Here is a 23,768-nt window from a genome sequence, read left to right as displayed (position 1 = left end):
ACCAACGCAATGAAAAAATCAATGAAACTAAATGTCTTGCTTGTAGCTGCCATGGCTACAGTAATTGCAGTGACGACCGCCTTTATTAGCCAGGATAAACCTTCTGATGAGATCGATGCTAAGGTGCAGGATTTGTTGGCCAAAATGACTTTGGAAGAAAAGATTGGTCAAATGGTACAGTATACTGGTTTTTGGGATGTGACGGGGCCTACACCGTCTGAAGGTCAGTCCAAAAGAAAATACGAACAAATTAAGAAGGGGTTGGTAGGTTCTATGTTGAACGTAAACGGTGCAGAGCGTGTACGTAAAATGCAGGAAATCGCTGTCAACGAGACACGTTTAGGAATTCCATTGATTTTTGGTTTGGATGTTATTCACGGACAAAAAACGATGGCTCCAATTCCATTGGCTGAGGCAGCAAGCTGGGATTTGGAAGCGATTGAGAAGTCTGCAAGAATTGCAGCAATTGAGGCGTCAGCAATGGGACAGAACTGGACGTTTGCTCCTATGATTGACATCTCGAGAGACGCACGTTGGGGACGTGTGATGGAAGGTGCAGGAGAAGATACTTATTTGGGTACTAAGGTTGGTGTTGCGCGTATCAAAGGTTTCCAGGGAGATGATCTTTCGGCAAACAATACGATTGCAGCAACTGCAAAACACTTTGCAGGCTATGGTTTTGCAGAGTCAGGAAAAGACTATAACACCGTAGATGTTGGATTGTCTACGTTGTACAACGTAATCTTGCCTCCATTTAAGGCGGCAGTAGAAGAAGCGGATGTTAAAACAGTCATGAACTCTTTTAACACATTGAACGGTATCCCTGCAACAGGTAATAAGTTTTTGCAGAGAGATATCTTGAAAGGCAAATGGAATTTTGATGGATTTGTGATTTCTGACTGGGGTTCAGCGGCAGAAATGATTAACCACGGATATGCAGCAGACTTGAAAGATGCTGCCGTAAAAGCGGCTAATGCAGGTTCTGATATGGATATGGAATCTTATGCATACGTAGATTACTTGAAAGGTGCTGTAGAAGAAGGATTGGTAGACGAAAGTGTAATTGACGAGGCGGCAGCCCGTATATTGAGAGTGAAATTTGAATTGGGTCTATTTGATGATCCTTATAAATATTGTGACGTTGCGAGAGAGAAGGAGTTGTTACACCACCCCGATCACCACGCAGCAGTGTTGGATATGGCAAGAAAGTCGATGGTATTGTTGAAGAATGAAAACAATATCTTGCCATTGAAAAAAGGCCAAAAGAAAATTGCAGTAATCGGAGACCTGGCGGCAGATAAGGATAGCCCTTTAGGGAACTGGAGAATGTCAGCGGATGCAAACACTGCCGTATCAGTATTGGAAGGTTTGGAAAAATACGCTGATGTAAAATATGCAAGAGGAGCAAAATTACTGAATGACAATAATACCAACTTCTTTACAGAGCTGGATGTGAACGAGACGGATAAGTCTGAGTTTAAAGAAGCAGTACAATTGGCTAAGAAGTCGGAGGTAGTGATCATGGTATTGGGTGAGAATGCTTACCATAGTGGTGAGGCAAGAAGCCGTTCTAAATTAGGTCTTCCAGGAGTACAGCAAGAGCTGTTGGAAGAAGTATACAAAGTAAACAAGAACATTGTTTTGGTATTGATGAACGGTCGTCCGTTGACCATCACTTGGGCGGATGAGCATGTTCCTGCTATCGTAGAGGCATGGCAATTAGGGTCACAGTCTGGAAATGCGATTGCAGATGTATTGTTTGGTGCGTACAACCCTGCAGGTAAATTGCCAATGACATTCCCTAGAAGTGTAGGTCAAGTGCCAATTTACTACAATCATCTAAACTCAGGCCGTCCAACAAGTGATGCGATCTTCTGGGTACACTATATGGATGAGGAAGTAACACCACTTTACCCATTTGGCTATGGTTTGAGCTATACGACTTTCGAGTATACAGATTTGAAAGTGAATGCTGAGGATGCAGAGGCAGTGACCGTAACAGCGAGTGTGAAAAACACAGGCGAAGTAGCAGGGGAAGAAGTAGTTCAGCTTTATATCCGTGACAGAGTAGCTTCAGTGGCAAGACCAGTGAAAGAGCTGAAAGGGTTTGAGAAAATCAAATTGGCAGCAGGAGAGACGAGAACAGTAACGTTTACCTTGACAGCAAAAGAGCTGGGTTTCTACAATAACAATGGTGAGTTTATCGTGGAGCCAGGAACATTTGATGTAATGATTGGTACAAACTCAGCAGAAGGTTTAGCGGGAAGCTTTGAGTTGAAGCAATCACTATAAACTGTTGAATCGTTGATTCGTTGAATTTCCCCCTTCGGGGAGTTGATTCGAGTTGAACTGTTTATTGAGGTGCTTCATTCAATCAACAGTTCAACTCGATTCAACTCAATACGTAGTATTGAAATTCAACGATTCAACGAATCAACCATTCAATAAGACTATGAAATATATTTACTTATTGCTATTGCAACTGTGTGCAGTAAGCATTTTACCAGCACAAGAACCCTGTTACGAGTTAGTTTGGAGTGATGAGTTTGAGGGGAGTGGATTACCCAATGCCGAGAAGTGGAGTTATGATGTAGGAGGACATGGATGGGGAAATGATGAACTACAGTACTATACGGATGCCCGTACAAAAAATGCTCGTTTGCAAAATGGGAAATTAGTTATAGAAGCCCATAATGAAGGCTTTGGAGGCAAGCAGTATACTTCTGCTCGTTTAGTTTCTAAAGGCAAAGGAGATTGGCTATATGGAAAAGTAGTGGTGCGAGCAAAGTTGCCTACAGGGGTAGGAACGTGGCCTGCCATTTGGATGCTTCCGACCGATTGGGAGTATGGTGGATGGCCAAGTAGCGGGGAAATTGATATTATGGAGCACGTAGGGTATGACCCTGGGGTGGTACACGGAACGGTACACACAGAGGCTTATCATCATTCCATCGGTACGCAAAAAGGACAAAAAATTGAGGTGCCTGATTTTTCTACCGCTTTCCATGATTATACGTTGGAGTGGACAGAGGATCAAATTAGAATTTATGTGGATGATCAACAGTATTTTACTTTTGATCAACATGGCACTTATAAGGAATGGCCTTTTGATAAACGCTTCCACCTATTGCTGAATATTGCCGTAGGAGGGTTTTGGGGAGGTATAGAAGGAGTAGATCCTTCCGCTTTTCCGGTACGTATGGAAGTGGATTATGTTCGAGTGTATCAGCAAACAGCGCCACCTTTAGAAATTAAAGGAGAAGGATACCTGGATGCTGGCAGCACAGCAGTATTTAAGTCATCTGTTCAGGCGAATGCCTATGAATGGAGTTTTCCAGAGGGAGTAGAGATTCTGGAAGGAGCAGGAACATCGGAAGTGACGGTGAAATGGGGAGAAGTATCAGGAACAGTCTCCTTGAGTATTACAGGGAATTGCGATACCTACCATACGATTACGACGGTAGAAGTATTGGGAGGCGCACCAACAGGAGACACCTTGAAATTACCTTTGATCAATGATTTAGGAGGGATTTTATGGGAGATTCCATCTTCTTTCGAACAACTATTTGATTTGAGTGAGAAAGATGAGGTCCTCGAACTGCAGTTTGCAGTAGAGGACCCTTCTCTAAACCCTTATATCTATTACGAAATTCCTGGAAGTGTCGATTTAAGAGAGCATCACAAATTGGAGATTACGTTGAAAGCTGAAAAGGGAAAGGCTCCTGAATCCATTCGCTTGGATCTTGTGGATATTGATGGGAACTCCATTGAAAAGCCACTTTTTACGATGAATGAGCAGCAGATTTTTGATGACGGGCAATGGAAAACTTATCGTCATTGGTTTAACCACTCAGACCAACCCGCTCAAGGGATAGATTTGTCAAAGGTAGCTGGGATGAAAATGTATGTGAACTATGGATTTTTTGCAACAGCAAAGAGTGGCAAGTTAATGCTGGGAGGAGTGCATTGGGTTAAACCAGAAGTAGGGGAGCAACCGGAACCCTTAGAAAATAAACCAAAGGAAGAAAACCCTATTTTGAGTATAGATAAAGTACCTTCTGTACGGTTAAAGGCTTATCCCAATCCCACGCAAGACTTTCTTTATTTTGAGACCATTGAGTTGTTAAAGGAGGATTCAATACAAATTATTTCAATGATGGGACAACGCATTAGGGTTCCCTTGAAATATGCTAATGGACATACAGTACAATTAGACTTGAGATCCCTTCAACCAGGGATTTATTTTTTGAAGGCAGGGAGATATAGTGCGTCTATTGTAAAACAGTGATTTTTTAACACCGATTGGAACTATAAAACCAGTTACTAATACTTATTACATCTTATGAATTTTACACTAACAGATAACATCGTATTTATCGCCTATTGCTTGCTTATTGTAGGTGTAGGTTTATGGGTTTCCAGAGACAAGAAAGGGGCTTCCAAGAATACGGAAGACTACTTCTTGGCCAGCAAGTCCTTACCTTGGTGGGCTATTGGAGCTTCATTGATTGCTTCTAATATTTCGGCAGAGCAGTTTATTGGCATGTCGGGTTCTGGTTTTGCCATTGGAATGGGTATTGCCAGTTATGAGTTGATGGCTGCAATTACCTTGATCTTAGTGGCGAAGTTTTTCTTACCTATTTTCATTAAGGAGAAGATATTCACCATGCCTCAATTCTTGGAAAAGCGTTTTGATAGCAGGGTGCGTACCAGCTTGGCTGTTTTTTGGATATTCCTATACGTTTTTGTGAACCTTACTTCTATTCTATATCTGGGAGCTTTGGCACTTGAAACCATTATGGGTGTAGAGTTATGGTATGGTATTATTGCTTTGGCAATTTTCTCTGGGGTATACTCCATCTATGGTGGATTGAAAGCCGTAGCGTGGACGGATGTTGTACAGGTAGTTTTCTTGATTGGTGGTGGTTTGATCACTACTTATTTGGCTGTAGATGCTGTAGGAGGTAATGAAGGGGTATGGAGTGGTTTTTCAGCACTCTTGCAAAAAGCACCAGAGAAATTTGATATGATTCTGGATAAAAACCATCCAGCCTATGAGCACCTTCCGGGAATTTCTGTTTTAGTAGGTGGGATGTGGATTGCCAACTTAAGTTATTGGGGGTGTAATCAATATATTATCCAGAGAGCTTTAGCAGCCAAATCGATTGAAGAAGGACAAAAAGGAATCATTTTCGCAGGATTCCTGAAGGTTGTATTACCATTGATCGTGGTGGTGCCAGGTATTGCGGCTTTTGTCTTACAAGCAGACCTTGGAAAAGCGGACGAAGCTTACCCTTGGTTGTTGAGTACTTTTGTGCCGGAAGGGTTGAAAGGGTTGGCATTTGCAGCCTTGATTGCAGCCGTAGTATCTTCTTTGAGTTCTATGATCAATAGTGTTTCTACTATTTTTACGTTGGACCTATACAAGCCGTTTATTGGAAAAAATGAAGGGGAAAAGAAATTGGTGATGATTGGGCGTATGGTCAGTGTATTGGCCTTGTTGATTGCCGTATACGTAGCTCCTCAACTAAAGCATTTGGAGCAAGCATTCCAGTTTATTCAGAAATATACGGGTTATGTAAGTCCAGGAATCGTAGTGATCTTCCTGTTTGGATTGTTCTGGAAAAAAGCAACCGCCAATGCGGCATTGGTTACTGCATTTATCTCTATTCCAATTTCCATTGCGGTAGATAATTATATCTTCGAAGGAATGCCATTTATTGATCAAATGGGAGTAAACTTTTTGTTGCTATCAGGCGTGATGGTAATGGTTTCTCTCTTAGATATGAAATATGGAAAAGCAGCAGATATGATGCTCGGTAAAGGGTTTAGTATCAATAGAACACTATTCAAAACAAATACTGTTTTTAACGCGACATCTATGGCGTTATTAAGTGCTATTGCAGCCATCTACGCATTGTGGTGGTAGGAATTTTCAATGATTAATTATCAATTTTTAATCGAGTTGTTACTCATTTAAATAGCTTTCAGGCAGTCAATACGATAGTATGGCTGCCTGTTTTGTATTGAAGGTAACTGTGCTGTAGATCTTTTGATATAGCTTGGATTATACTATCTTGAGAAGTAATACTAGGACTTTTTATATTAACTTTTTTAGAATGACCCCTTTTAATTTCCAAGAGAAGCTTTCCATTAGCTTCAATCATCTAAAGCTCCATTATGGAGTGATTGTATTACTCTTGTCTATATTTTGCCTTTTTTATATTTCTAATGACTATAGTGACCGGGAGTTTGAGTGGCGATTGAGTGTCAAAGAGGAGACTACTGCTATCGTTAATCAGGTGATACCCTATCGGGTATGGGATTATGAAAAAGAGAAATACCTTAATGATGGCTATGCTTATATTTATACTTTTGAGCATCCGAAAATTGGCTTTATTCATATGGAGTATGGGTATACAGAAAAGCAAATGTGGAAAGAAGGAGATCAGGTTACTATTGCCTACGTAAAGGATAACCCTTATGTCAATTTGCCTAAAGGATATTATGATACTCGATCTAACTTCATAGGCTATAATATTTTAATAATATTGATATTGGGCTGTATTGTTTTTATCATTCAATCATGGAGAAATCTTCGAAAAATTGTAGGGATAGTCGAGGAGGGAGCATTTGTATTAGCCCGACTGCGTACTCACAAACAGATAACTCCTGATGAAGGTCCTGTCCAACATGTTTTAGTGTTTGTATATACAGTTGATGATAAGCCCTATACTCATTACCTGGAGACTGTCGACAACCCTTATTACTTGACGGATGAGAAAAGGGAAGTTATGTTCTATCAAAAAGGAAACCCTGAAAAGGTTTATTTACTGGATGAGTTTCCAAGTTCCTATCGTCAGCGTTGGATGGAGGAAAATGGAGAAGAAGTAAAGTCACAATTTTCAATGATTAAAAATTGAAAATTAATCATTGAAAATTAAACATTATTATTCAAGCAGTAGATAGTCCCATCCCGCTTCTCTCAACTTATCTTCTCCTCCCAACTCCTTGGTAGCACCTTCCATACGTTCTTTGACTCTTTTGGAGAATCGCCAGCAAGTCGCTTGTCGTATTCCTAGAATTTCTGAAATACGGGTAGAGGACATTTCTCCTCTACTGACAAATACCAGAAATACGATATGAAAGGCCTTTTCCAGAGGAAAATGTAAGCGATGAAAGAGGGTTTTGGCAGTCACAGATTCACTGTAACTACATTTGGTACAGCGACGGGTGTGTTTTTCCTTGATCTCTGTATATGTATCTGCACCACATTTCTTGCAGCTAAACCCTTTTCCCCATTTCAGGTTCTCTAGAAAGTTATAACAGGTATCTTCGTCAGGGAAGGTAGCTTGAAATTCTTGAAAAGAAAGCTCCTTCATCATTACACGTGCAGTGGAGAGTCCTTCCAGGTTTTCGTGAAGCTCTTCGTTTTCGCTTTGTAGCTGTCGGTTAATATTTTCGATCTCAGCAGCCTGTTGTTCCAATGTAGCATAGGCAGCGCTTAACTCTTTATTTTTTTCGGCAATAATACTTTGTTGCTTGGCAATTTCATTGGTGCGTTCTACGACTTTCTGCTCGATAACTTGTTCCCTGACCTTAAGTTCTTCAATCAGTTTTTGCTGGGCCTTTTCTTTGGTAACCTTTAAGATCTTATAGTTTTCAGCAAGGGCCATGGATAAGAAAAGTAGGTTGAATAAAACGCCAAAGTTAAAACTGTAAACCCCCCAGATTGAAGAGGTAAGGTATAGTCCTCTGGAGCGTAGCGATACGACAATGATTCCCATAATAGTACTCAGGAATCCGATAAGGAAAAAGTTAGCCATAGGCTCTTTTTTCCACCATTGCTGTAGAGTGAAATAAGCAATTGGAAGTGTTGGAAGTAGATAGAAAGGGGAAGACCACAGGTAATTATTCATATCTACATATAGTAAAAGGTAAATAGTGTTGACCCCTACTCCAACCCAAGATAATTTCCATAATAGAGGAGACGATTGCTTCATCTTCAGGTATGAAGTTGAGAACAATGTTAGGGAAATCATGAATAGAAAAGGTGCATACTGTGCATTGATGTAGTTAAATGTTGGGGTGTTTGGCCAAAGGTACTGAAACCCCAGAGCATCTTCCGAAAGGGTGACCAGAATACAGGCAATATCAAAGAGGACATAGTAAAGATAGAAGCGTTCTTTGACAAAGAAGTACATGATCAGGTTATAGATCATTAGGATAAGGAGTACACCATAGAAAACGCCTAGAAGTATGTACTCTGTATTGGAGTAACTCAGGAGTGAAGTAGTTTCCTTGAGTTTGAGTAGGACGGCATTTTTGAGCCGTGTTTGGTAGCGCAATAGGATAACTTCCTCTTGCTTTCCTTGCAGAGGAGGAAGAGGAATAATAAAGTTCTTATGCTCGACCAATCGGTTATTGAAAGAGTAATCATAACCAGATTTCGAGAATATTTTCTCTAACTCTTTTTCAGAGGTATATAGATAGGCATCCAGTTGACTAACATGACTATCCATAATCTCAATCACCCACTGTTCGGTGTTAATGTCTTTAGCAGAGACATTAACCTTAACCCAATAGACTTTGGACGTATCTTTGATCGTGAAGATATCTTCTTCCGGGATGAGGAAAAAGTGCTCTGGAAGACTCAATATTTGTTCAGGAGATAGTGTTTTATCTTCTGTGCTGTAAATCCTTAGTCTTTTGGATTTAATGATATCAGAACCAATAGGGGTATCATCCTTTGCATTGACAGCAAGGTTGGGAATCAGGGAAAGTATGAAACAGATCAATAGCTGCTCCCAACGGAAAAAATATTGTTTGTTCATCTAGCGATAGTAGCGTTGATAATGATTGGATTGGTAATTGTATTTATCCATTATACAAATATGCCATTTTTATATTCTATAATCAACACTCTGTAAGAGTCTAATGTGTTTATATACAATGTTTTTTCCTTATTTATTTGATTGGATTTCTTTGAGTAGATGCCTCCCTTTTTTATCGGCCTTTTTCTGTATTTTTTTGATTAAGGCACTGGTTTTAGAGGTGTGTTTAAAGGTTTGTAACTTTTCTGCCAGAACATCCCAGTCATGCCATTCCCCTAATAGGGTATTGGTTGTTTTTACAGCTTGCAGTTGTTCTTCTAATTTTTTGGAGGAGCGAATATGAAGTCCCAGATCTAGTATAGTAGCGACCTTTTTAAGGTGTTTCCGCACTTCATGTAGATGTTGATAAGGGTGATCTTCCTTTAAAAGTTCTTCAACCTGTTGTTGTTCCCGTTGAACGTAGCTTTTGAGGTCGGAAAGGATCTTGGACGTAGATTGATGCTTTATAACTTTCACAAGGTGTTGGTCTAATTGTAAGAGTCGCTGGAAGTCAAAATGAATCAGTTGCTGTGTCAAGAGCGTTTGTTGTATCTCTATTTCTTGTTGTAGTTTCTGGGTGAGGAAAGAGGGAGTATCTTCTTTTTCCAGAAGTTTGAGGTGTATCTGTAAGTCCCTGATCGTGCCGGCAGCTTTAAATAAGGGCTTAAAGATGGTAAGGTGAGAGGAGCTATGGTATATTCCTTCACTACTATAAGCGATTAAATGCAGTAAAGCTCGTAGCTTCTTCACCGTAACACGTAATTGATGAATATCTTCTTCCTCCCTTCGGAATAGAGTATTTCGGGTATGTTGATAAAATTCATTCTGTAGTTTCTCATAGTAATTACAAAGGTGCTGAGACATAGCTTAAAAGGTATAAGGTATAAGGTATAAGGTATAAGGTAAAAGGTAAAAGTAGGGGCGACCCCACATGGTCGCCCTTTCCTTAGGACTCGAATTGAACTTTCGCTACCCGGCAAGGAATTCCCTCTTGCTCAAAGAAGCGTAACCAGGCTTTTTGGTTCGGGCGAAGTTGATCCCCTGGTCCTTTGACTTCTACTAGCATATAGGAAGTAGGTTCTGGTCCAAATAAAATAAGGTCTGGAAATCCCGATCGTAAACTGCGTAGGTTTTTGCCCATACGTTCTAGTATGGCAATGAGGTGCTTTCTGGGAATAACCTCAACAACCTGTTGAAGTTGTTTTAATGTGATTTTTTTCCAGCTCACTAGATAGTTTGCCGTATTGTATTTTTCATTCCAAAGGGATTGAAGGTCTGCGGAAAGCTTATCAGTATGTTGTATTTCCTTAAGTCGTTGTTTAATGAGAGAAGCTCTTTGAGTATAGAAGTCTCTTTGAAATAGATCAGCAGGCCCTCTTTGAAAGGGATTAAAAAATACGCCAGGTATAGGAGCGAAGATGATATCCCAGAAGAGTAAGCCGAAAAGGCCACTCCATATGAGGTTTTCACTATAAAATCCATTCATGCCTTTTGCTTGGTAAGCTTCAAGAGTGAGTTCTTCAATGGAAAGGTCCATTTGTCTCTGAAGTTTCCATTGATCTGTGGAAAATGTTTCTCTGGGTATAGCGGTATACGGGAGTGCCATTTTCTTTTTGAGCTTATTGAGGAATTTTTGGGCGAAAGCCTCTTCCTCTTCATGGGTGGGAAACTTGAGCATTTGCTCTGCCATAAGCAACGCCTCCTGATAGGCCTCCATTTTATCTAGTACCCTGACTGTGCGTTCCCGTGAATAATAGGAGCTGCAGAGCTTATAGTAATGCAGGGCAACATCTAAGGCTTTCATTCTTTCAGCCAGATAAGCAATCTGTTCAAAACACTTTTCCCATTTCTTTTGTAAAGATGGAGGGGGAGTATGTTCTTGTAGGTATTCTCCTATAAAAAGCATCTCCTCTAAGGATTTATCTTTTTCAGCTAAATACAAGGCAGTTTTAGCTTGTATGCCCAGAAAAGAATAGTCGATGACGGCTCTATGGTGAAAGAAGCGATCTTCTTTGCGAATAGGGTAAGGCTCGTAGCGCAAGATGCCCAAGTCTTCCAGAATGAACTCATGAAAGTCTTGCTCTAGATTACCAAAGAATAATAAGCGGAACAAGAGTACTTTATCATAGTAGCAAGGTTCCAACAAGGTGTGGTAGCGATCAATGACTTGCCATATTGCCTCGGTTTCTTCTTGTTCTACGATAAAATGCAGGAGCTCATCTTTTTTAAGGTTAGCGATTCCCTTGATGTTGTCTAAACGAAAAACCTCCTGAATCACCTGAATAAGTTCGTTTTTGATTAAGGTATTCAGGGCTGCAATAAGGTCTCCGGTAGGGTTGATGTTAATAAACTTTTCGTAATGCAGCTCATGGAGCCCTTCAGGAATATTGATCTCGGGGTAGGATAACTTGTCTTCTCTTAGGTAAGGCCCTTTTCTCATAATAATACGGACGTAAAGCCTTTGTGCATTTTCAGAGAGCTGATGAAAGTGACTTTTAAATGTGATTTCCTCTGGGGTAAGCAAGTCCTGATAACGCTTCTCGACAAAATTGAGCAACGTATTGAAGTTATTAAGGTAGTAACCTTCCGGTAGAGTGTTATTTTTACGTCCGTCCATGAGGTAAGTATACCATTTTTTTATGGTTAAGGGCAACAGGTGCCTCTTTTGTATAGGGATATATTGAAGGAATAGTATGTATCGTTGATAAAAGCATAGGGATAACTTGCTTAGTTGAATAGATCCATATTATTTGCAACCTGAAATAGTATAGAACTATTCGTTAGAAGTCAGGTAAAGTACTTTTAATCTGTCTTCTTCCGTAGAGACGCCTTACTAAGGTATCTAATATCAATGGAGATAGAGATATGCTTACAATGAATTAAAAATAGAGATCAGTAATTAAGATGAACGTATATCGTGGCTACTTTTTAGTATTCCCATTATTGATGGGAGTATCCTTTTTTAATGGTTTAAAGGCACAAGCAGATTTTCCGAGAGATGAGTATAGGGAGCAGTATGGTAATAAAACAGGTTGGAGAGGAGAAGGCTGGAATGTTCCTTCTCACTGGACAGAGTTTATCAATTATGTTCCAGCGTTAATGGGCCCCAATTCATTGCCTGTACCGGAAGTGCCTCAGCAAATCCAAGACCATCATTATGTTTCCTTTGGAGGGATGAGACATGTTATGGAAGGAGACCTTACCTATAATCCTGTCTTGACATTGTATTACTCTTTTAAGGGAGTAGCTGCCTTGAAAGTCATGAGTGTTCCTGTGGAGCGGTTTACTATGTCACAGGAGTTGATGCTGGAGCGTAATGCCTATTGGAACTTTGAAGAACTGAATGATTCAAGAGGTGATATTATTGTGGAAAGCCACTTTCAAGTATTAGATTGGAAGAAGAAAAAGATAAAAGCAATTGCCCGTGTAGGATTGAAGACTGCATCAGGTGGTAATAGGGAAATGGCTAGACATACGGATGCGCCTGCCTATTATTTTGACTTATCAACCAGAAAAAGCTGGAATACGGGTAGTGGATGGGAGATTGGAGTAGATGGAAATCTAGGGTTTTATGCCTGGCAGTTGGTGCACCGTATCAGGGAGCAAAATGATGCTTACCTTTATGGAATACAGTTTTCCGCAAAGCAGAAGGGTACATGGGAAATGCAATCTTCGCTGGCAGGGTATTTTGGATATCTGGATAATGGAGACCGACCGTTGGTATGGAGAGGCATGGTATCTCGTGCGGTAGGAAACAAAGGCTTCTTTATAGAAGGGTATGGACAAATAGGACTACATGACTTTGAGTATAAATCTATTGGCGCAGGAGTGAAGTATCAATTTGGAAGACCGCAGACAATGTAGCTGTTGGTCTCAGATAAAAAAAATGAGTCATCCCATATTAACATTTAAGGGGTGACTCATGTTTTTTGTTTAAAAAGTGCCTTTATAATATCTAAAAATGGCCTTGAAGAATTGCCGTTAAAATTTTTAATCGTAAAAGCGTTAATAAAATTCCATTGTTTGAGCGTAGCGAGTTGAATACGCCATGTAATGGTTTTAGCTTTTGCGATTAAAGATTAGGCAAATTCTTCAAAGCCTTGATTTTTTTGCTTCGTTTTTTCATCAAGGAAAAAATGAAGAAGCTCATAAAGGGCTTGTGAGATAGCTATAAAGTGATGAGTTCTCAGAAAGTTAAGCCATTTGTTAATATGGGATGATTCATGTTTGTTTAACTCTTTACTTTTTAGAGATTAATCGCTGCATAAAGTCGCATCGTAGTTTCGTTATCGAAGTAATCAACGACAGCCAGTGGTTGGTGTCCTATATTGAAGGTGGAAACATATCCAGCTTTTAAGAAAAAGAGAGAAACTTCTGTACCTACTTCAGGATTGAATAGAAACCCCTCCTGATGTAGCATCAAAGCGGCATTCGAGCGAATGGAAAATTTAAATACATCCACGCCATATAAATCAAATTGTACAACAGGTAACTCAGAATTAAAGGATGCGAACAAGTTGCTTTGAATCTGTGAAGATCCAAGATGTATTCCTCCGTTGATAGACACGTGGAAAGGGTCATTATTCTGATTATCCTGTTGATATATATAATGCTTGGTTAGGGAAGGAGCCACAAATACGAAAGGTTTTACTCCTCCTGTTGGGATATAGTCAAATCCATATTGTTCAATAAACCTATGATACCCTCCTTGTCCATTATATCCTCCTTGCATGAACAACGCCATGCCTGGAACAGCTCTTTCTTTATTACGCATACCTATACCAGTAGCGATAGAAAAGAAAAGTTGATGTTCAGGAATATATTGACTGTAAGAAAGTTCGATCTTATTTATTTCTGTAAACTTTTGAGGCTCAATCCTTCTATTGTCAATGTTGTAAGTGTCATAAGTGAACTCTGTGTATAGGTCAGAGGTTAGAGACATCTCATAAACACTATTGTCTTTAGGATTAAAGACTCTGATTTCATGTGCAAGTCCTACTGTATACCCTTGGTCATTGGTTTTGGGGGTAAAGATGAAATTATAGTCATTCATCGTTGCCATTTGGTAATGAGACCCAATGAGTTTACTATATTGAGTAGAGGTAATTTCGTCGGTGAAGCCTCTATCATTTTGCCGTTGCTGTGCATGACTTACAGTCGAAGAGCCATAAAGTATAAGGACTAAAAAGGTAAGTTTTTTTAGCTGATGAAAGTGCATGGTATAATCAGGTTACATTTGAATATGTCGGTAGATAATGAATACTCTGTAGGTATGAGAAGGTCATTACTTTCCTTATCTATAAATAATAAGAGACGTATAGGTCATACTAGGATACATAAGAACTAACTTCTATAACTCCTTAAATAATTTAATAGGTTGATGGGATTGTTGTGGGTTGGTTTTGACAATGTTAACGCTTAATGTGCAATATTATGGGGAGGTGGGAGGAATAGAGGACTGTCTCCTCAAACGGTGAAAAAGTATACATTAAAGGGAATAGCCAGAAGCTTATCGAATGATGACATTTAGTTGTTTTGGCATTCATTGACTCCATGAATGCCAAAACAACTAAACGTCACGAATGAGCTCTTTATCGTTAGAGAACGGGTTCATTCGGGTCATATTCGAATTTGATCTCAAACTCTACTTGTTCGGTATAGACATAACTTTGAGAAAAATAACAATACTTGATAGGTCCTCCCAGTTGTATGAGTTCTCGGATGATGATCTTGACGGTACTGGGAGAGACTTCCAGACGTTGCGCCAGTTCTTTAGGGCTACCAGTGGCTTTTCTTTTGATGAGTTCATGGACTCTTTCGTAGCGTGCAATAAGTCTAAGTATAGACATGGTTCTAGTGGTTGAAGGTTTTATGTAAGTAGGGAGTTACCTTGTTCTTGTCAAGGTTAGGCCCGTTATTGGATGAATATCATGTCATGAACCTAAAAGTGTTCCATACATAAATATTGCAGCGACTTATCTTTCCATGAAAAATGAAAATATGATTCATCATTTTTTAACATATATACAATACGAAAAGCGCCTTAGTAAGCATACAATCAAATCTTATGAAAATGATTTGAAGCAACTTTCAGAGTTTCTAGAGAATCATTTATCGGGGCTATTACCAGAGAAGGCGAGTTATCAGGATCTCAGGGGGTGGGTGCTCAACCTATTGGAGCAAGAATATTCTACGGCAAGTGTTAATCGAAAGGTTGCTTGTGTAAGGGCTTTTTATAAATATCTTTTGAAGCAAAAAGAGATTACAGAAGACCCGACTGCGAAGCTAAGAAACTTAAAGATGCCAAAGAGAGTCCCTTCTTTTGTAAAAGAAGAGGAAATGCAGGTGTCATCTGTTGTGGAAACAACTACAAGGACATTTGCAGAGCTGAGAGATCAAATGGTGATAGAGCTACTCTATGGTACAGGAATTCGTCTCTCCGAATTATTGGACTTGAAGGTGACAGATTATCAGGTGACTCAGGGAACTATTAAGGTGACAGGAAAAGGAATGAAGCAACGAATTATTCCGTGTAATCGTATTTTAAGTGAGTATTTTTCTATATATTTAAAAGAGAGGGGAGACTTAGAACATAGTTATCTGATTGTAACAGATAAGTTGGCTCCTGCCTATCCAATGCTTATACAGCGTATTGTTAAAAAGCATTTGTTGCAGGTGAGTCAAGTAGAAAAGAAAAGTCCCCATGTTCTTCGACATACTTTTGCAACACATATGCTTCATAGAGGAGCTGACCTCAATGATATTAAAGAACTATTAGGGCATGCAAATCTTTCTGCAACCCAAGTGTATACTCATCATTCTTTGGATCAGCTGAAAAAATCCTATAAAAAAGCACATCCCAAAAGTATTGAAAATGAATAAGGTGTCTCTTGAAATGTAACTTTATTTGCGAAAAATTGCATTTTTAGAAACCCAAAACACAGGAAAATCGTATTTATATATACAACACAGGTTAAGCGTTCTACTAAGAACATTAACCATTAAAAAGCCACCAAGGGAAACGCCCAATATGTGGTATTTCGGGATTTTTCTTCAACTTAAAATCATCGCGCTTATGAAATTAGACATTCATTCCATCCATTTTAAAGCGGACCAAAAGTTGATCGACTTTATTCAAGGTAAAGTAGACAAGCTGGAAACCTTCTATGACAATTTTGTTGACGGAGAAGTGTTCTTGAGGATTGATAAAAACAGTGGTGTTCCACATGACGACAAGCTTGTTGAAATCAAACTTAACATCCCGGGCGACCAGCTCATAGCTAAGAGACATAATACGACCTTTGAGGCGGCTGCTGATGAGGTGGTAGAGTCACTAAGAAGGCAAGTGAAGAAACATAAAGAGAAATTGTACGCAAAGCATTAATGCTTCTTACGATAAAATTTATGGATCCCCCGTCAGACAATCTGTCGGGGGATTTTTCATGTTTATACCAACTTATTACGATGATGAAAGTCTTAACTAACCGTTACTCAACCCGAACAAAGTATAGAGCGACCTTACTGTTTTTATTAGGGAGTATATTATTTTCCTGTAATCCGGAAAAAGAAAAACCAATTGATCTGGAGCGAATCCCCTCTTTTCGTACCACGGAGGATTCTCGTTTATTTTTTAAGAATGTAAGAGGATTGTATTACGACCTTCAGGAAGAAAAGGATAAACCACTCCAATACAGGATAGAAGATCGCATACAATCAGATACTACGCCTCAGTTGCATTTATGCATTGTCAATGACCCAAATACAAGTAGAGCCTTTGTCTTGTTGGAGCCTAATACCTTTTTTGAAGAAGAGTCATTTCCTATACAAGTATATTCTGCAGAAGGAACGCTTCAGGATACGCTTATTTATAAGAAAGGAAATGTCTTGCAGCAGTTTGAGTTATCAGCGGAGTTTTATAATGGAATTTTGAAAAACGATTCATTAGTGGTGCAAAAAGATGGGAAATCATGGCCCTTGTTAACTAAAGAAGAAGAACGAGAGGCTTTTCGTATTACGATGGTAGACTTTTTACGATTGATTAATTATTGGAATAAGAAACCTCAAAAGTCCCCTTATGGGCCTTCAATGTGAAAGATACAAGAAAGAATATTCTTTTATAGGGTCGCTATAAACAGGTATTCCTCTATGGTTATTCCATTATTTTAAGACTATAATTTTTGTGTTTTAATGCATACCTCTATCTTTGCGAACGTAAAAAAATGGCGTATACATTGCTGTATCATCCAGTAACATTGAAAAACACATGAACAGACGATGCACAATAATGCAATCTATAGCCAGATACTTTTTCTAAAACCTGAATAAGTAGAACAAATGAGTGCAGAAAAAATCACTATCGAGAACGGTAAATTAAACGTTCCAAACAATCCGATCATTCCTTTTATCGAAGGTGACGGTACTGGTCCTGATATTTGGGCAGCTTCTCAACGCGTGTTGGATGCATCAGTAGAGAAAGCCTACAACGGTGAGCGTACTATTGAGTGGAAAGAGGTCTTGGCTGGTGAGAAGGCTTTTAACCAAACAGGAGAATGGTTGCCTCAAGAAACACTTGATGTGTTTAAAGAATATTTGGTAGGTATCAAAGGTCCTTTGACGACTCCAGTAGGAGGAGGTATCCGTTCTTTGAACGTTGCCTTGAGACAAATCCTTGACCTTTATGCTTGTGTTCGTCCAGTAAGATATTTTGATGGAGTACCTTCTCCAGTAAAACGTCCTGAGTTGACGGATATGGTAATCTTCCGTGAAAACACTGAAGATATCTATGCAGGTATTGAGTACCTTGCAGGTACTGAAGAAGCGGATAAAGTAAAGAAATTCTTGAAGGAAGAAATGGGTGTGAACAAGATCCGTTTCCCTGAAACTTCTTCTATTGGTATCAAGCCAGTATCTGTTGAAGGTACTGAGCGTTTGGTAAGAGGTGCTATTGAGTATGCTATTGCACACAACAAACCATCTGTTACTTTGGTACACAAAGGTAACATCATGAAATTTACGGAAGGTAAATTTAAGGAGTGGGGTTACGAGTTGGCTGAGAGAGAGTACGGAGACAAGACATTTACTTGGGCTCAGTATGACAGAATCGCAGCGGAAGAAGGAAAAGAAGCAGCAGATAAAGCACAAGACGAAGCATTGGCAGCAGGTAAGATCTTGGTGAAAGATTCTATCGCAGATGCTTTCCTTCAGCAGATCCTTACGCGTCCAGCAGAGTACTCTGTAGTAGCTACATTGAACTTGAATGGCGACTATATCTCTGATGCATTGGCTGCAATCGTTGGTGGTATCGGTATTGCTCCAGGTGCAAACATCAACTATGCAACAGGACACGCTATCTTTGAAGCGACTCACGGTACGGCTCCTAAGTATGCGGGTCTTGATAAAGTGAACCCAGGTTCTGTAATCCTTTCTGGAGCATTGATGCTAGAGCATATGGGATGGCAAGAAGCTGCTGACTTGATCTATAAAGGTCTTGCGGGTTCTATCTCAAACAAGAAAGTAACGTATGACTTTGAGCGTCTGATGGAAGGTGCAACCTTGTTGAAGTGTTCAGAGTTCGGTGAAGAGATTATTGCAAATATGTAATATTACTTTATGAAATAATACTATCCGTACAGGGTAGGTTATGGAATGAAGCACCAGAAACCTTGGATCCAAAATAGGATTCAAGGTTTTTTTATTGATCCATCTAAAATACAATACATTTAAGTTCGTTATTATCTTAAAGATGCTTACAGAAGTCTGAATGCGAGTTTATTTATTTTAAATAGGTATCTTGTGGATCAGATTTTATTGAAATAATACCATTTGTTCCCAGACTGTTTAAATTTACGACACTATGCGAATGCCTCATACCTCTACCGTATTAAAGGATACTAACTTTTCTTTCTATGAAAATATGGAAATTGAAAGATTTCAATGTTTCGCAAGCCTGATAGGCCTTCAGCATGGAAAGGATATAGATATTATTTACCCCTATATCAAAGAGGCAGGGCATATTATGGAAATAGGTTCGGGGTATGGAAGAGTGTTGGATTTTTTGTTTCAAAAAGGTTATAAAGGGAAAGTGACGGCTGTTGAGCGTGTCCCTCAATTGATTGAATATCTTGCTAAGAAGTTTGAGGCAGAGCAAGTGGAGTTGTTGGATGTAGATATTCGGGATTATTACGCTGACCTTAAGGTAGATCATATTTTGTGGTTGTGGTCTGGTATTTTGGAGCTGACCTCAGAGGAACAACATGAGGCTGTTTCCCATTGCTACGACTTTTTGGAAGAAGGAGGAAGCTTGATTATCGAGGCACCTTGGCAATCGATTAGTAAAACGGGGCGATTGGATGAGGATAAGAAGAGTATCAAGTTCCAAACGGAGTGGGGAACACTGAATGCGTACTTTACCTCTCTGGAGGATGTACAAGACTTTGCCAAGGAGTGCGGCTTTAAGGATATTAGCTATACAGTCTATAAAACCGATGCTGATCTGGAGCGAGTAGTCTACTTCTTGAAAAAATAAAGAAATAAAATAAGCTTTTCGGCTTCCTTATTTTATGATAATATTCTAAAATTGTAATTTTATAGTCCAATTGATAATTTATTATTGATTGGACTTTTCATTTTTGCAATAAATAGAAACGACCGAATCATAGAATCATGGTAAAAGTAACACTTCCCGATAACTCGGTTAGAGAGTTTGAGCAAGGAGCTACAGCAATGGATGTGGCGAGGAGTATCAGTGAAGGATTGGCCAGAAACGTATTGGCGGCAGAAGTAAATGGAGAGGTTTGGGATGCGACCCGCGCCCTTCCTGAAGACACCAGTCTGAAGCTATTGACCTGGAATGATACCGATGGGAAGTCTACCTTTTGGCACTCTTCTGCACACTTGTTGGCAGAGGCACTAGAGGCCTTGTACCCAGGAATCAAGCTAGGAATTGGCCCTTCTATCGAGACAGGGTTCTATTATGATATTGACTTTGGCGAGCATGACTTCTCTTCGGATGATCTTCCTAAGGTAGAAGCGAAGATGGTAGAGCTGGCAAAGCAAAAGAATGAGTATATGCGTCAGGAAATCTCTAAGGGAGATGCCCTGAAGTTTTACGAGGATAAGGATGATGAGTACAAGCTGGATTTGTTGAGTGGACTGGAAGATGGAAGCATTACTTTCTATCACCAAGGAAACTTTACGGACCTTTGTCGTGGACCACATATTCCTCATACCGGTTTCATCAAGGCGATCAAATTGATGAACGTAGCGGGTGCCTACTGGAGAGGTGATGAGAAGAACAAGATGCTTACGCGTATTTACGGTGTAACATTCCCTAAGAAAAAAGAACTAGACGAGTACCTGCAAAGGTTAGAGGAGGCACAAAAGCGTGATCACCGTAAACTAGGACAAGAGCTAGACTTATTTACGTTCTCTCAGAGAGTAGGACAAGGATTGCCGATGTGGTTACCAAAAGGTGCTGTGTTGAGAGACCGTCTGACGAACTTCCTTAAAAAGGCACAAACTCGTATGGGATACCTTCCGGTAGTGACGCCTCATATCGGTGGTAAAGACTTGTATGTGACTTCTGGACACTATGCAAAATATGGAGAGGATTCATTCCAGCCAATCAATACCCCTCATGAAGGAGAGGAGTACTTGTTGAAGCCTATGAACTGTCCTCACCACTGTGAGATTTATAAGTCTAGACCAAGATCGTATAGAGATCTTCCATTGCGTTTGGCAGAGTTTGGAACAGTATACCGTTACGAGCAAAGTGGTGAGTTGCATGGTCTGACACGTGTAAGATCATTTACACAAGATGATGCTCACTTGTTCTGCCGTCCGGATCAGGTAAAAGAAGAGTTTGCAAAGGTAATTGACCTTGTGTTGTACGTATTCAAATCATTGGGCTTCGAGGATTATGTGGCACAAGTGTCATTGAGAGATCAGGAGAACCGTGAGAAGTACATCGGTGACGAGGCGCTATGGGAAGAAGCAGAGCAAAACATCAAAGAGGTTGCAGAGGAGAAAGGGTTGAATACAATCGTAGAGTATGGTGAAGCGGCATTCTATGGTCCTAAGCTAGACTTTATGGTAAGAGATGCACTGGGTAGAAGCTGGCAGTTAGGAACTATTCAGGTAGATTACCAACTTCCACAACGTTTTGAGCTAGAGTATAAAGATTCTGATAACACTATGAAGCGTCCGGTAATGATTCACCGTGCACCATTTGGTTCATTGGAGCGCTTTATTGCGATCTTGATCGAGCATACAGCGGGTAACTTCCCATTGTGGTTGGCGCCAGAGCAGTACGCGGTGCTTCCTGTATCAGAGAAGTATAATGATTATGCGAAAGAAGTAGAGGCGATGCTAGCGGCAGAGGATCTATCAGGATTTGCCGATTTGAGAAATGAGAAAATTGGCCGTAAGATCCGTGATGCAGAAGTGCAGAAGGTACCATTTATGCTTATCGTAGGAGAAAAAGAGCAAGGAGAGCAGCAGGTTTCTATCCGTCGTAAGGGAGAGGGAGACCTGGGATCAATGAGCTTGAAGGACTTTATTGATTTCTTCAAGAAAGAAGCAGCAGTATAAGGTAATTGAAAAAGTGGTGCTGATCGTTTTTCAACTTACCGCATAATTTTTCTATAAGTGAAAAGCCACACATCCCTATCTATGTGCGTTGTGTGGCTTTTACTTTACAATGTTTTTTTCATACAATACCCTATTGAACAAGAAAAAACCATGTATGATGTTGTAGTGATCGGGGCGGGAATTGTCGGTCTGGCAACTGCCTTGAAAATCAAGGAAAAAAGTCCTGAGAAGAGAGTCGTGGTAGTAGAGAAGGAGCGAGAGGTGGCCATGCATCAGACAGGCAACAACAGTGGTGTAATCCATTCAGGACTTTATTATAAGCCTGGAAGCCATAAGGCTAAAAACTGTATCGAAGGTTACCAGATGCTTCTGGACTTTTGTGACAAGGAGGGGATTCCTTATGACCTTTGTGGGAAAATTGTTGTAGCTACACGACAGGAAGAATTGCCGCAATTGGAAAAACTCTACAAAAGAGGAATCGAAAATGGACTGACCAAAATCAAAAAGTTGGCAGCACATGAGATTCAGAAATATGAACCCTACTGTAATGGTATTGCAGGGATTCATGTACCCTATACTGGGATTATAGACTATAAGCTGGTTACGCAAAAGTATGCAGAAGTCTTCCAGCGTATGGGTGGAGAAATCATTTTCAATGAGGCTGTAAAGGATATCTTGATTGGTAGTGTTGCCGCTGAGGTATTTACACAGAGCCGTATTATTCGAAGTAGGTTGGTGGTGAACTGCGCGGGCTTGTATTCGGATAAGATTGCGCAAATGGTACATAAAAAGCTGGATGTACGTATCATTCCTTTTAGGGGAGAATACTACAAGCTAGCACCTCATAAAGAGCATCTTGTTAAAAACCTTATTTACCCGGTTCCAGATCCTGCTTTTCCATTTTTGGGCGTACACTTTACCCGTATGATCAACGGAGGAATAGAAGCAGGGCCTAATGCGGTACTAGCGTTTAAACGAGAAGGATACAAGAAAACCTCTTTACGCTTTAATGAGTTGCTTGATACATTAAAATGGAGAGGCTTCCATAAGGTAGCAGGACGTCATATGGTGACAGGTGCTGGTGAGATGGTAAGGTCTTATTCCAAAGGAGCCTTTACGAAGGCACTGCAGCGTTTATTGCCTGATGTGAGGAGCAATGATTTACAGCCTGGAGGGGCAGGCGTACGTGCACAAGCATGTGATAAAGATGGTAATTTGATTGATGACTTCTTATTCGTAGAAAGTCCTCGTATGATCAATGTTCTAAACGCACCATCTCCTGCAGCAACGTCTTCTCTGTCGATAGGGAATACTGTTGCTGAAATGGCGTTGAAATAATGATTCTTTTAATTTTCAATTTTCAATGATTAATTTTTAATAAAAGAAGTGATCACGGTTTGTTATCATGTCGATAATAGGAGCGATAAGGGTTATTAGAAGCTAGTCATTGAAAATTGAAAATTAATAATTGAAAATTCTAAAGGTTGTAGGCTGTTTCTTGCTTTACTTCTCCCATCACAAACATGCTCTGAATGTTTGCAATTGCCTCAGTTCTGGCTAGATCTTCAACCAATAATTTTTGGTATTCTTCCATATCGTTTACCAATACCTTTAGCATATAGTCATAGTTACCCGCCATATGATAGCATTCCATAACTTCTGGCATGGCTAAAACATGTTCATGGAACTTGTCAATGACGTCTTTTTTATGACTTTTTAGCGTAACCATACTGATAACGGTTAGTGCTTTCCCCACTTTTTTCTTATCCAATAGCGCAACGTAGCGTTTGATTACGCCCTCTCTTTCTAAGCGTTTAACCCTTTCGTAAACAGGAGTGGTAGAAATCCCTGCAATGGCTGATAATTCCTTATGAGTGGTTCGGGCATCTTGTTGTAGTGCCGTAAGTATTTTCTTATCGATTTCGTCCATTATATAAAAAGTTATATGGTTTTTCTTTTGCAATATGACAAATTTATGAAAGGAATGTAGTAATTGGTAGATAGCTTTGAGGAAATACTGATTTAATTATATAGAAAAATAATGTCGCTATTGATAGATTCATAAAGAGAGTATTATTTTAGTCCCTCTTCCTTTCGCTAGGTGAAAAAAAATACCACTGATCATCAGTTAAATAAAGTGTGGTGTTGTATTTTTTATATAAATGTATTTGCACTTTTATAGAAAGCTAGTACCTTTGCAATCGCAAAAACAAAAACAGTTCAGCGAATTCAGGACTTGTTTATTGGGATGTTAGCTCAGTTGGTTTAGAGCACCTGCCTTACAAGCAGGGGGTCATTGGTTCGAAT

General features: G+C 39.8%; 18 protein-coding genes. 12 read left to right on the top strand and 6 right to left on the bottom strand.

Annotated elements, in window-relative coordinates; translation table 11 throughout:
- Positions 1–9 precede the first annotated feature (9 nt).
- From bglX to ABD985_RS18630, 4 genes are all read left to right on the top strand, one after another.
- Positions 10–2,292: a beta-glucosidase BglX gene (gene bglX, locus ABD985_RS18645; RefSeq protein ID WP_345374416.1), complete on the top strand. Its 2,283-nt coding sequence runs from the start codon at positions 10–12 to the stop codon at positions 2,290–2,292.
- A 160-nt stretch (positions 2,293–2,452) separates the two neighbouring features.
- The gene (locus tag ABD985_RS18640) at positions 2,453–4,288 is read left to right on the top strand and encodes a family 16 glycosylhydrolase (protein WP_345374414.1); all 1,836 of its coding nucleotides are present in this window, start codon (positions 2,453–2,455) and stop codon (positions 4,286–4,288) included.
- A gap of 54 nt (positions 4,289–4,342) precedes the next feature.
- On the top strand, positions 4,343–5,929 hold the full coding sequence (locus ABD985_RS18635; RefSeq protein WP_345374412.1) for a sodium/sugar symporter: 1,587 nt from the start codon (positions 4,343–4,345) through the stop codon (positions 5,927–5,929).
- 190 nt (positions 5,930–6,119) lie between these two features.
- Positions 6,120–6,923, top strand: a complete 804-nt coding sequence (locus ABD985_RS18630; RefSeq protein WP_345374409.1) for a hypothetical protein — start codon at positions 6,120–6,122, stop codon at positions 6,921–6,923.
- 27 nt (positions 6,924–6,950) lie between these two features.
- Here the strand turns inward: ABD985_RS18630 and ABD985_RS18625 are convergent, their stop codons facing one another.
- From ABD985_RS18625 to ABD985_RS18615, 3 genes are all read right to left on the bottom strand, one after another.
- Positions 6,951–8,834, bottom strand: a complete 1,884-nt coding sequence (locus ABD985_RS18625) for a 7TM diverse intracellular signaling domain-containing protein (RefSeq protein WP_345374407.1) — start codon at positions 8,832–8,834, stop codon at positions 6,951–6,953.
- A 129-nt stretch (positions 8,835–8,963) separates the two neighbouring features.
- Positions 8,964–9,737: a CHAD domain-containing protein gene (locus ABD985_RS18620; protein WP_345374405.1), complete on the bottom strand. Its 774-nt coding sequence runs from the start codon at positions 9,735–9,737 to the stop codon at positions 8,964–8,966.
- Positions 9,738–9,819: 82 nt separating this feature from the next.
- Positions 9,820–11,490, bottom strand: coding sequence for a VRR-NUC domain-containing protein (locus ABD985_RS18615; RefSeq protein ID WP_345374403.1), 1,671 nt, complete (start codon positions 11,488–11,490; stop codon positions 9,820–9,822).
- Positions 11,491–11,777: 287 nt separating this feature from the next.
- On the opposite strand from ABD985_RS18615, the gene ABD985_RS18610 reads away from it, so the two are divergent.
- On the top strand, positions 11,778–12,737 hold the full coding sequence (locus ABD985_RS18610; RefSeq protein WP_345374401.1) for a hypothetical protein: 960 nt from the start codon (positions 11,778–11,780) through the stop codon (positions 12,735–12,737).
- A 382-nt stretch (positions 12,738–13,119) separates the two neighbouring features.
- On the opposite strand, the gene ABD985_RS18605 is transcribed toward ABD985_RS18610, so the two are convergent.
- Together ABD985_RS18605 and ABD985_RS18600 are read right to left on the bottom strand one after the other, a co-directional pair.
- On the bottom strand, positions 13,120–14,091 hold the full coding sequence (locus tag ABD985_RS18605; RefSeq protein ID WP_345374399.1) for a hypothetical protein: 972 nt from the start codon (positions 14,089–14,091) through the stop codon (positions 13,120–13,122).
- 379 nt (positions 14,092–14,470) lie between these two features.
- Positions 14,471–14,722: a winged helix-turn-helix transcriptional regulator gene (locus ABD985_RS18600; protein ID WP_345374397.1), complete on the bottom strand. Its 252-nt coding sequence runs from the start codon at positions 14,720–14,722 to the stop codon at positions 14,471–14,473.
- A 136-nt stretch (positions 14,723–14,858) separates the two neighbouring features.
- On the opposite strand from ABD985_RS18600, the gene ABD985_RS18595 reads away from it, so the two are divergent.
- From ABD985_RS18595 to lhgO, 7 genes are all read left to right on the top strand, one after another.
- On the top strand, positions 14,859–15,755 hold the full coding sequence (locus ABD985_RS18595; protein WP_345374395.1) for a tyrosine-type recombinase/integrase: 897 nt from the start codon (positions 14,859–14,861) through the stop codon (positions 15,753–15,755).
- A gap of 193 nt (positions 15,756–15,948) precedes the next feature.
- Positions 15,949–16,257, top strand: coding sequence for a ribosome hibernation-promoting factor, HPF/YfiA family (gene hpf / locus ABD985_RS18590; RefSeq protein WP_345374393.1), 309 nt, complete (start codon positions 15,949–15,951; stop codon positions 16,255–16,257).
- Positions 16,258–16,337: 80 nt separating this feature from the next.
- Positions 16,338–16,964, top strand: coding sequence for a hypothetical protein (locus tag ABD985_RS18585; RefSeq protein WP_345374391.1), 627 nt, complete (start codon positions 16,338–16,340; stop codon positions 16,962–16,964).
- A 243-nt stretch (positions 16,965–17,207) separates the two neighbouring features.
- The gene (gene icd / locus ABD985_RS18580; RefSeq protein ID WP_345374389.1) at positions 17,208–18,473 is read left to right on the top strand and encodes an NADP-dependent isocitrate dehydrogenase; all 1,266 of its coding nucleotides are present in this window, start codon (positions 17,208–17,210) and stop codon (positions 18,471–18,473) included.
- 253 nt (positions 18,474–18,726) lie between these two features.
- A complete protein-coding gene (locus ABD985_RS18575) occupies positions 18,727–19,398 on the top strand; it encodes a class I SAM-dependent methyltransferase (protein WP_345374387.1) in 672 nt (223 codons plus the stop codon).
- Positions 19,399–19,535: 137 nt separating this feature from the next.
- The gene (gene thrS / locus ABD985_RS18570) at positions 19,536–21,461 is read left to right on the top strand and encodes a threonine--tRNA ligase (RefSeq protein ID WP_345374385.1); all 1,926 of its coding nucleotides are present in this window, start codon (positions 19,536–19,538) and stop codon (positions 21,459–21,461) included.
- 150 nt (positions 21,462–21,611) lie between these two features.
- Positions 21,612–22,799: an L-2-hydroxyglutarate oxidase gene (lhgO, locus tag ABD985_RS18565; RefSeq protein ID WP_345374383.1), complete on the top strand. Its 1,188-nt coding sequence runs from the start codon at positions 21,612–21,614 to the stop codon at positions 22,797–22,799.
- Between the two features lie 139 nt (positions 22,800–22,938).
- Here the strand turns inward: lhgO and ABD985_RS18560 are convergent, their stop codons facing one another.
- On the bottom strand, positions 22,939–23,391 hold the full coding sequence (locus ABD985_RS18560) for an Lrp/AsnC family transcriptional regulator (RefSeq protein WP_345374381.1): 453 nt from the start codon (positions 23,389–23,391) through the stop codon (positions 22,939–22,941).
- Positions 23,392–23,768 lie beyond the last annotated feature (377 nt).

Source organism: Algivirga pacifica, from assembly GCF_039543525.1.
Taxonomy (GTDB): Bacteria; Bacteroidota; Bacteroidia; order Cytophagales; family Flammeovirgaceae; genus Algivirga; species Algivirga pacifica.
Note: the sequence above shows the minus strand (reverse complement) of the source record. Positions and strands in the feature narration are given on the sequence as shown.

What these genes read in the sequence shown, in the direction of transcription:
- bglX (WP_345374416.1), top strand. Translation starts at nt 10, where the DNA reads ATGAAAAAATCAATGAAACTAAATGTCTTGCTTGTAGCTGCCATGGCT.
- ABD985_RS18640 (WP_345374414.1), top strand. Translation starts at nt 2,453, where the DNA reads ATGAAATATATTTACTTATTGCTATTGCAACTGTGTGCAGTAAGCATT.
- ABD985_RS18635 (WP_345374412.1), top strand. Translation starts at nt 4,343, where the DNA reads ATGAATTTTACACTAACAGATAACATCGTATTTATCGCCTATTGCTTG.
- ABD985_RS18630 (WP_345374409.1), top strand. Translation starts at nt 6,120, where the DNA reads ATGACCCCTTTTAATTTCCAAGAGAAGCTTTCCATTAGCTTCAATCAT.
- ABD985_RS18625 (WP_345374407.1), bottom strand. Translation starts at nt 8,834, where the DNA reads ATGAACAAACAATATTTTTTCCGTTGGGAGCAGCTATTGATCTGTTTC.
- ABD985_RS18620 (WP_345374405.1), bottom strand. Translation starts at nt 9,737, where the DNA reads ATGTCTCAGCACCTTTGTAATTACTATGAGAAACTACAGAATGAATTT.
- ABD985_RS18615 (WP_345374403.1), bottom strand. Translation starts at nt 11,490, where the DNA reads ATGGACGGACGTAAAAATAACACTCTACCGGAAGGTTACTACCTTAAT.
- ABD985_RS18610 (WP_345374401.1), top strand. Translation starts at nt 11,778, where the DNA reads ATGAACGTATATCGTGGCTACTTTTTAGTATTCCCATTATTGATGGGA.
- ABD985_RS18605 (WP_345374399.1), bottom strand. Translation starts at nt 14,091, where the DNA reads ATGCACTTTCATCAGCTAAAAAAACTTACCTTTTTAGTCCTTATACTT.
- ABD985_RS18600 (WP_345374397.1), bottom strand. Translation starts at nt 14,722, where the DNA reads ATGTCTATACTTAGACTTATTGCACGCTACGAAAGAGTCCATGAACTC.
- ABD985_RS18595 (WP_345374395.1), top strand. Translation starts at nt 14,859, where the DNA reads ATGAAAAATGAAAATATGATTCATCATTTTTTAACATATATACAATAC.
- hpf (WP_345374393.1), top strand. Translation starts at nt 15,949, where the DNA reads ATGAAATTAGACATTCATTCCATCCATTTTAAAGCGGACCAAAAGTTG.
- ABD985_RS18585 (WP_345374391.1), top strand. Translation starts at nt 16,338, where the DNA reads ATGATGAAAGTCTTAACTAACCGTTACTCAACCCGAACAAAGTATAGA.
- icd (WP_345374389.1), top strand. Translation starts at nt 17,208, where the DNA reads ATGAGTGCAGAAAAAATCACTATCGAGAACGGTAAATTAAACGTTCCA.
- ABD985_RS18575 (WP_345374387.1), top strand. Translation starts at nt 18,727, where the DNA reads ATGCGAATGCCTCATACCTCTACCGTATTAAAGGATACTAACTTTTCT.
- thrS (WP_345374385.1), top strand. Translation starts at nt 19,536, where the DNA reads ATGGTAAAAGTAACACTTCCCGATAACTCGGTTAGAGAGTTTGAGCAA.
- lhgO (WP_345374383.1), top strand. Translation starts at nt 21,612, where the DNA reads ATGTATGATGTTGTAGTGATCGGGGCGGGAATTGTCGGTCTGGCAACT.
- ABD985_RS18560 (WP_345374381.1), bottom strand. Translation starts at nt 23,391, where the DNA reads ATGGACGAAATCGATAAGAAAATACTTACGGCACTACAACAAGATGCC.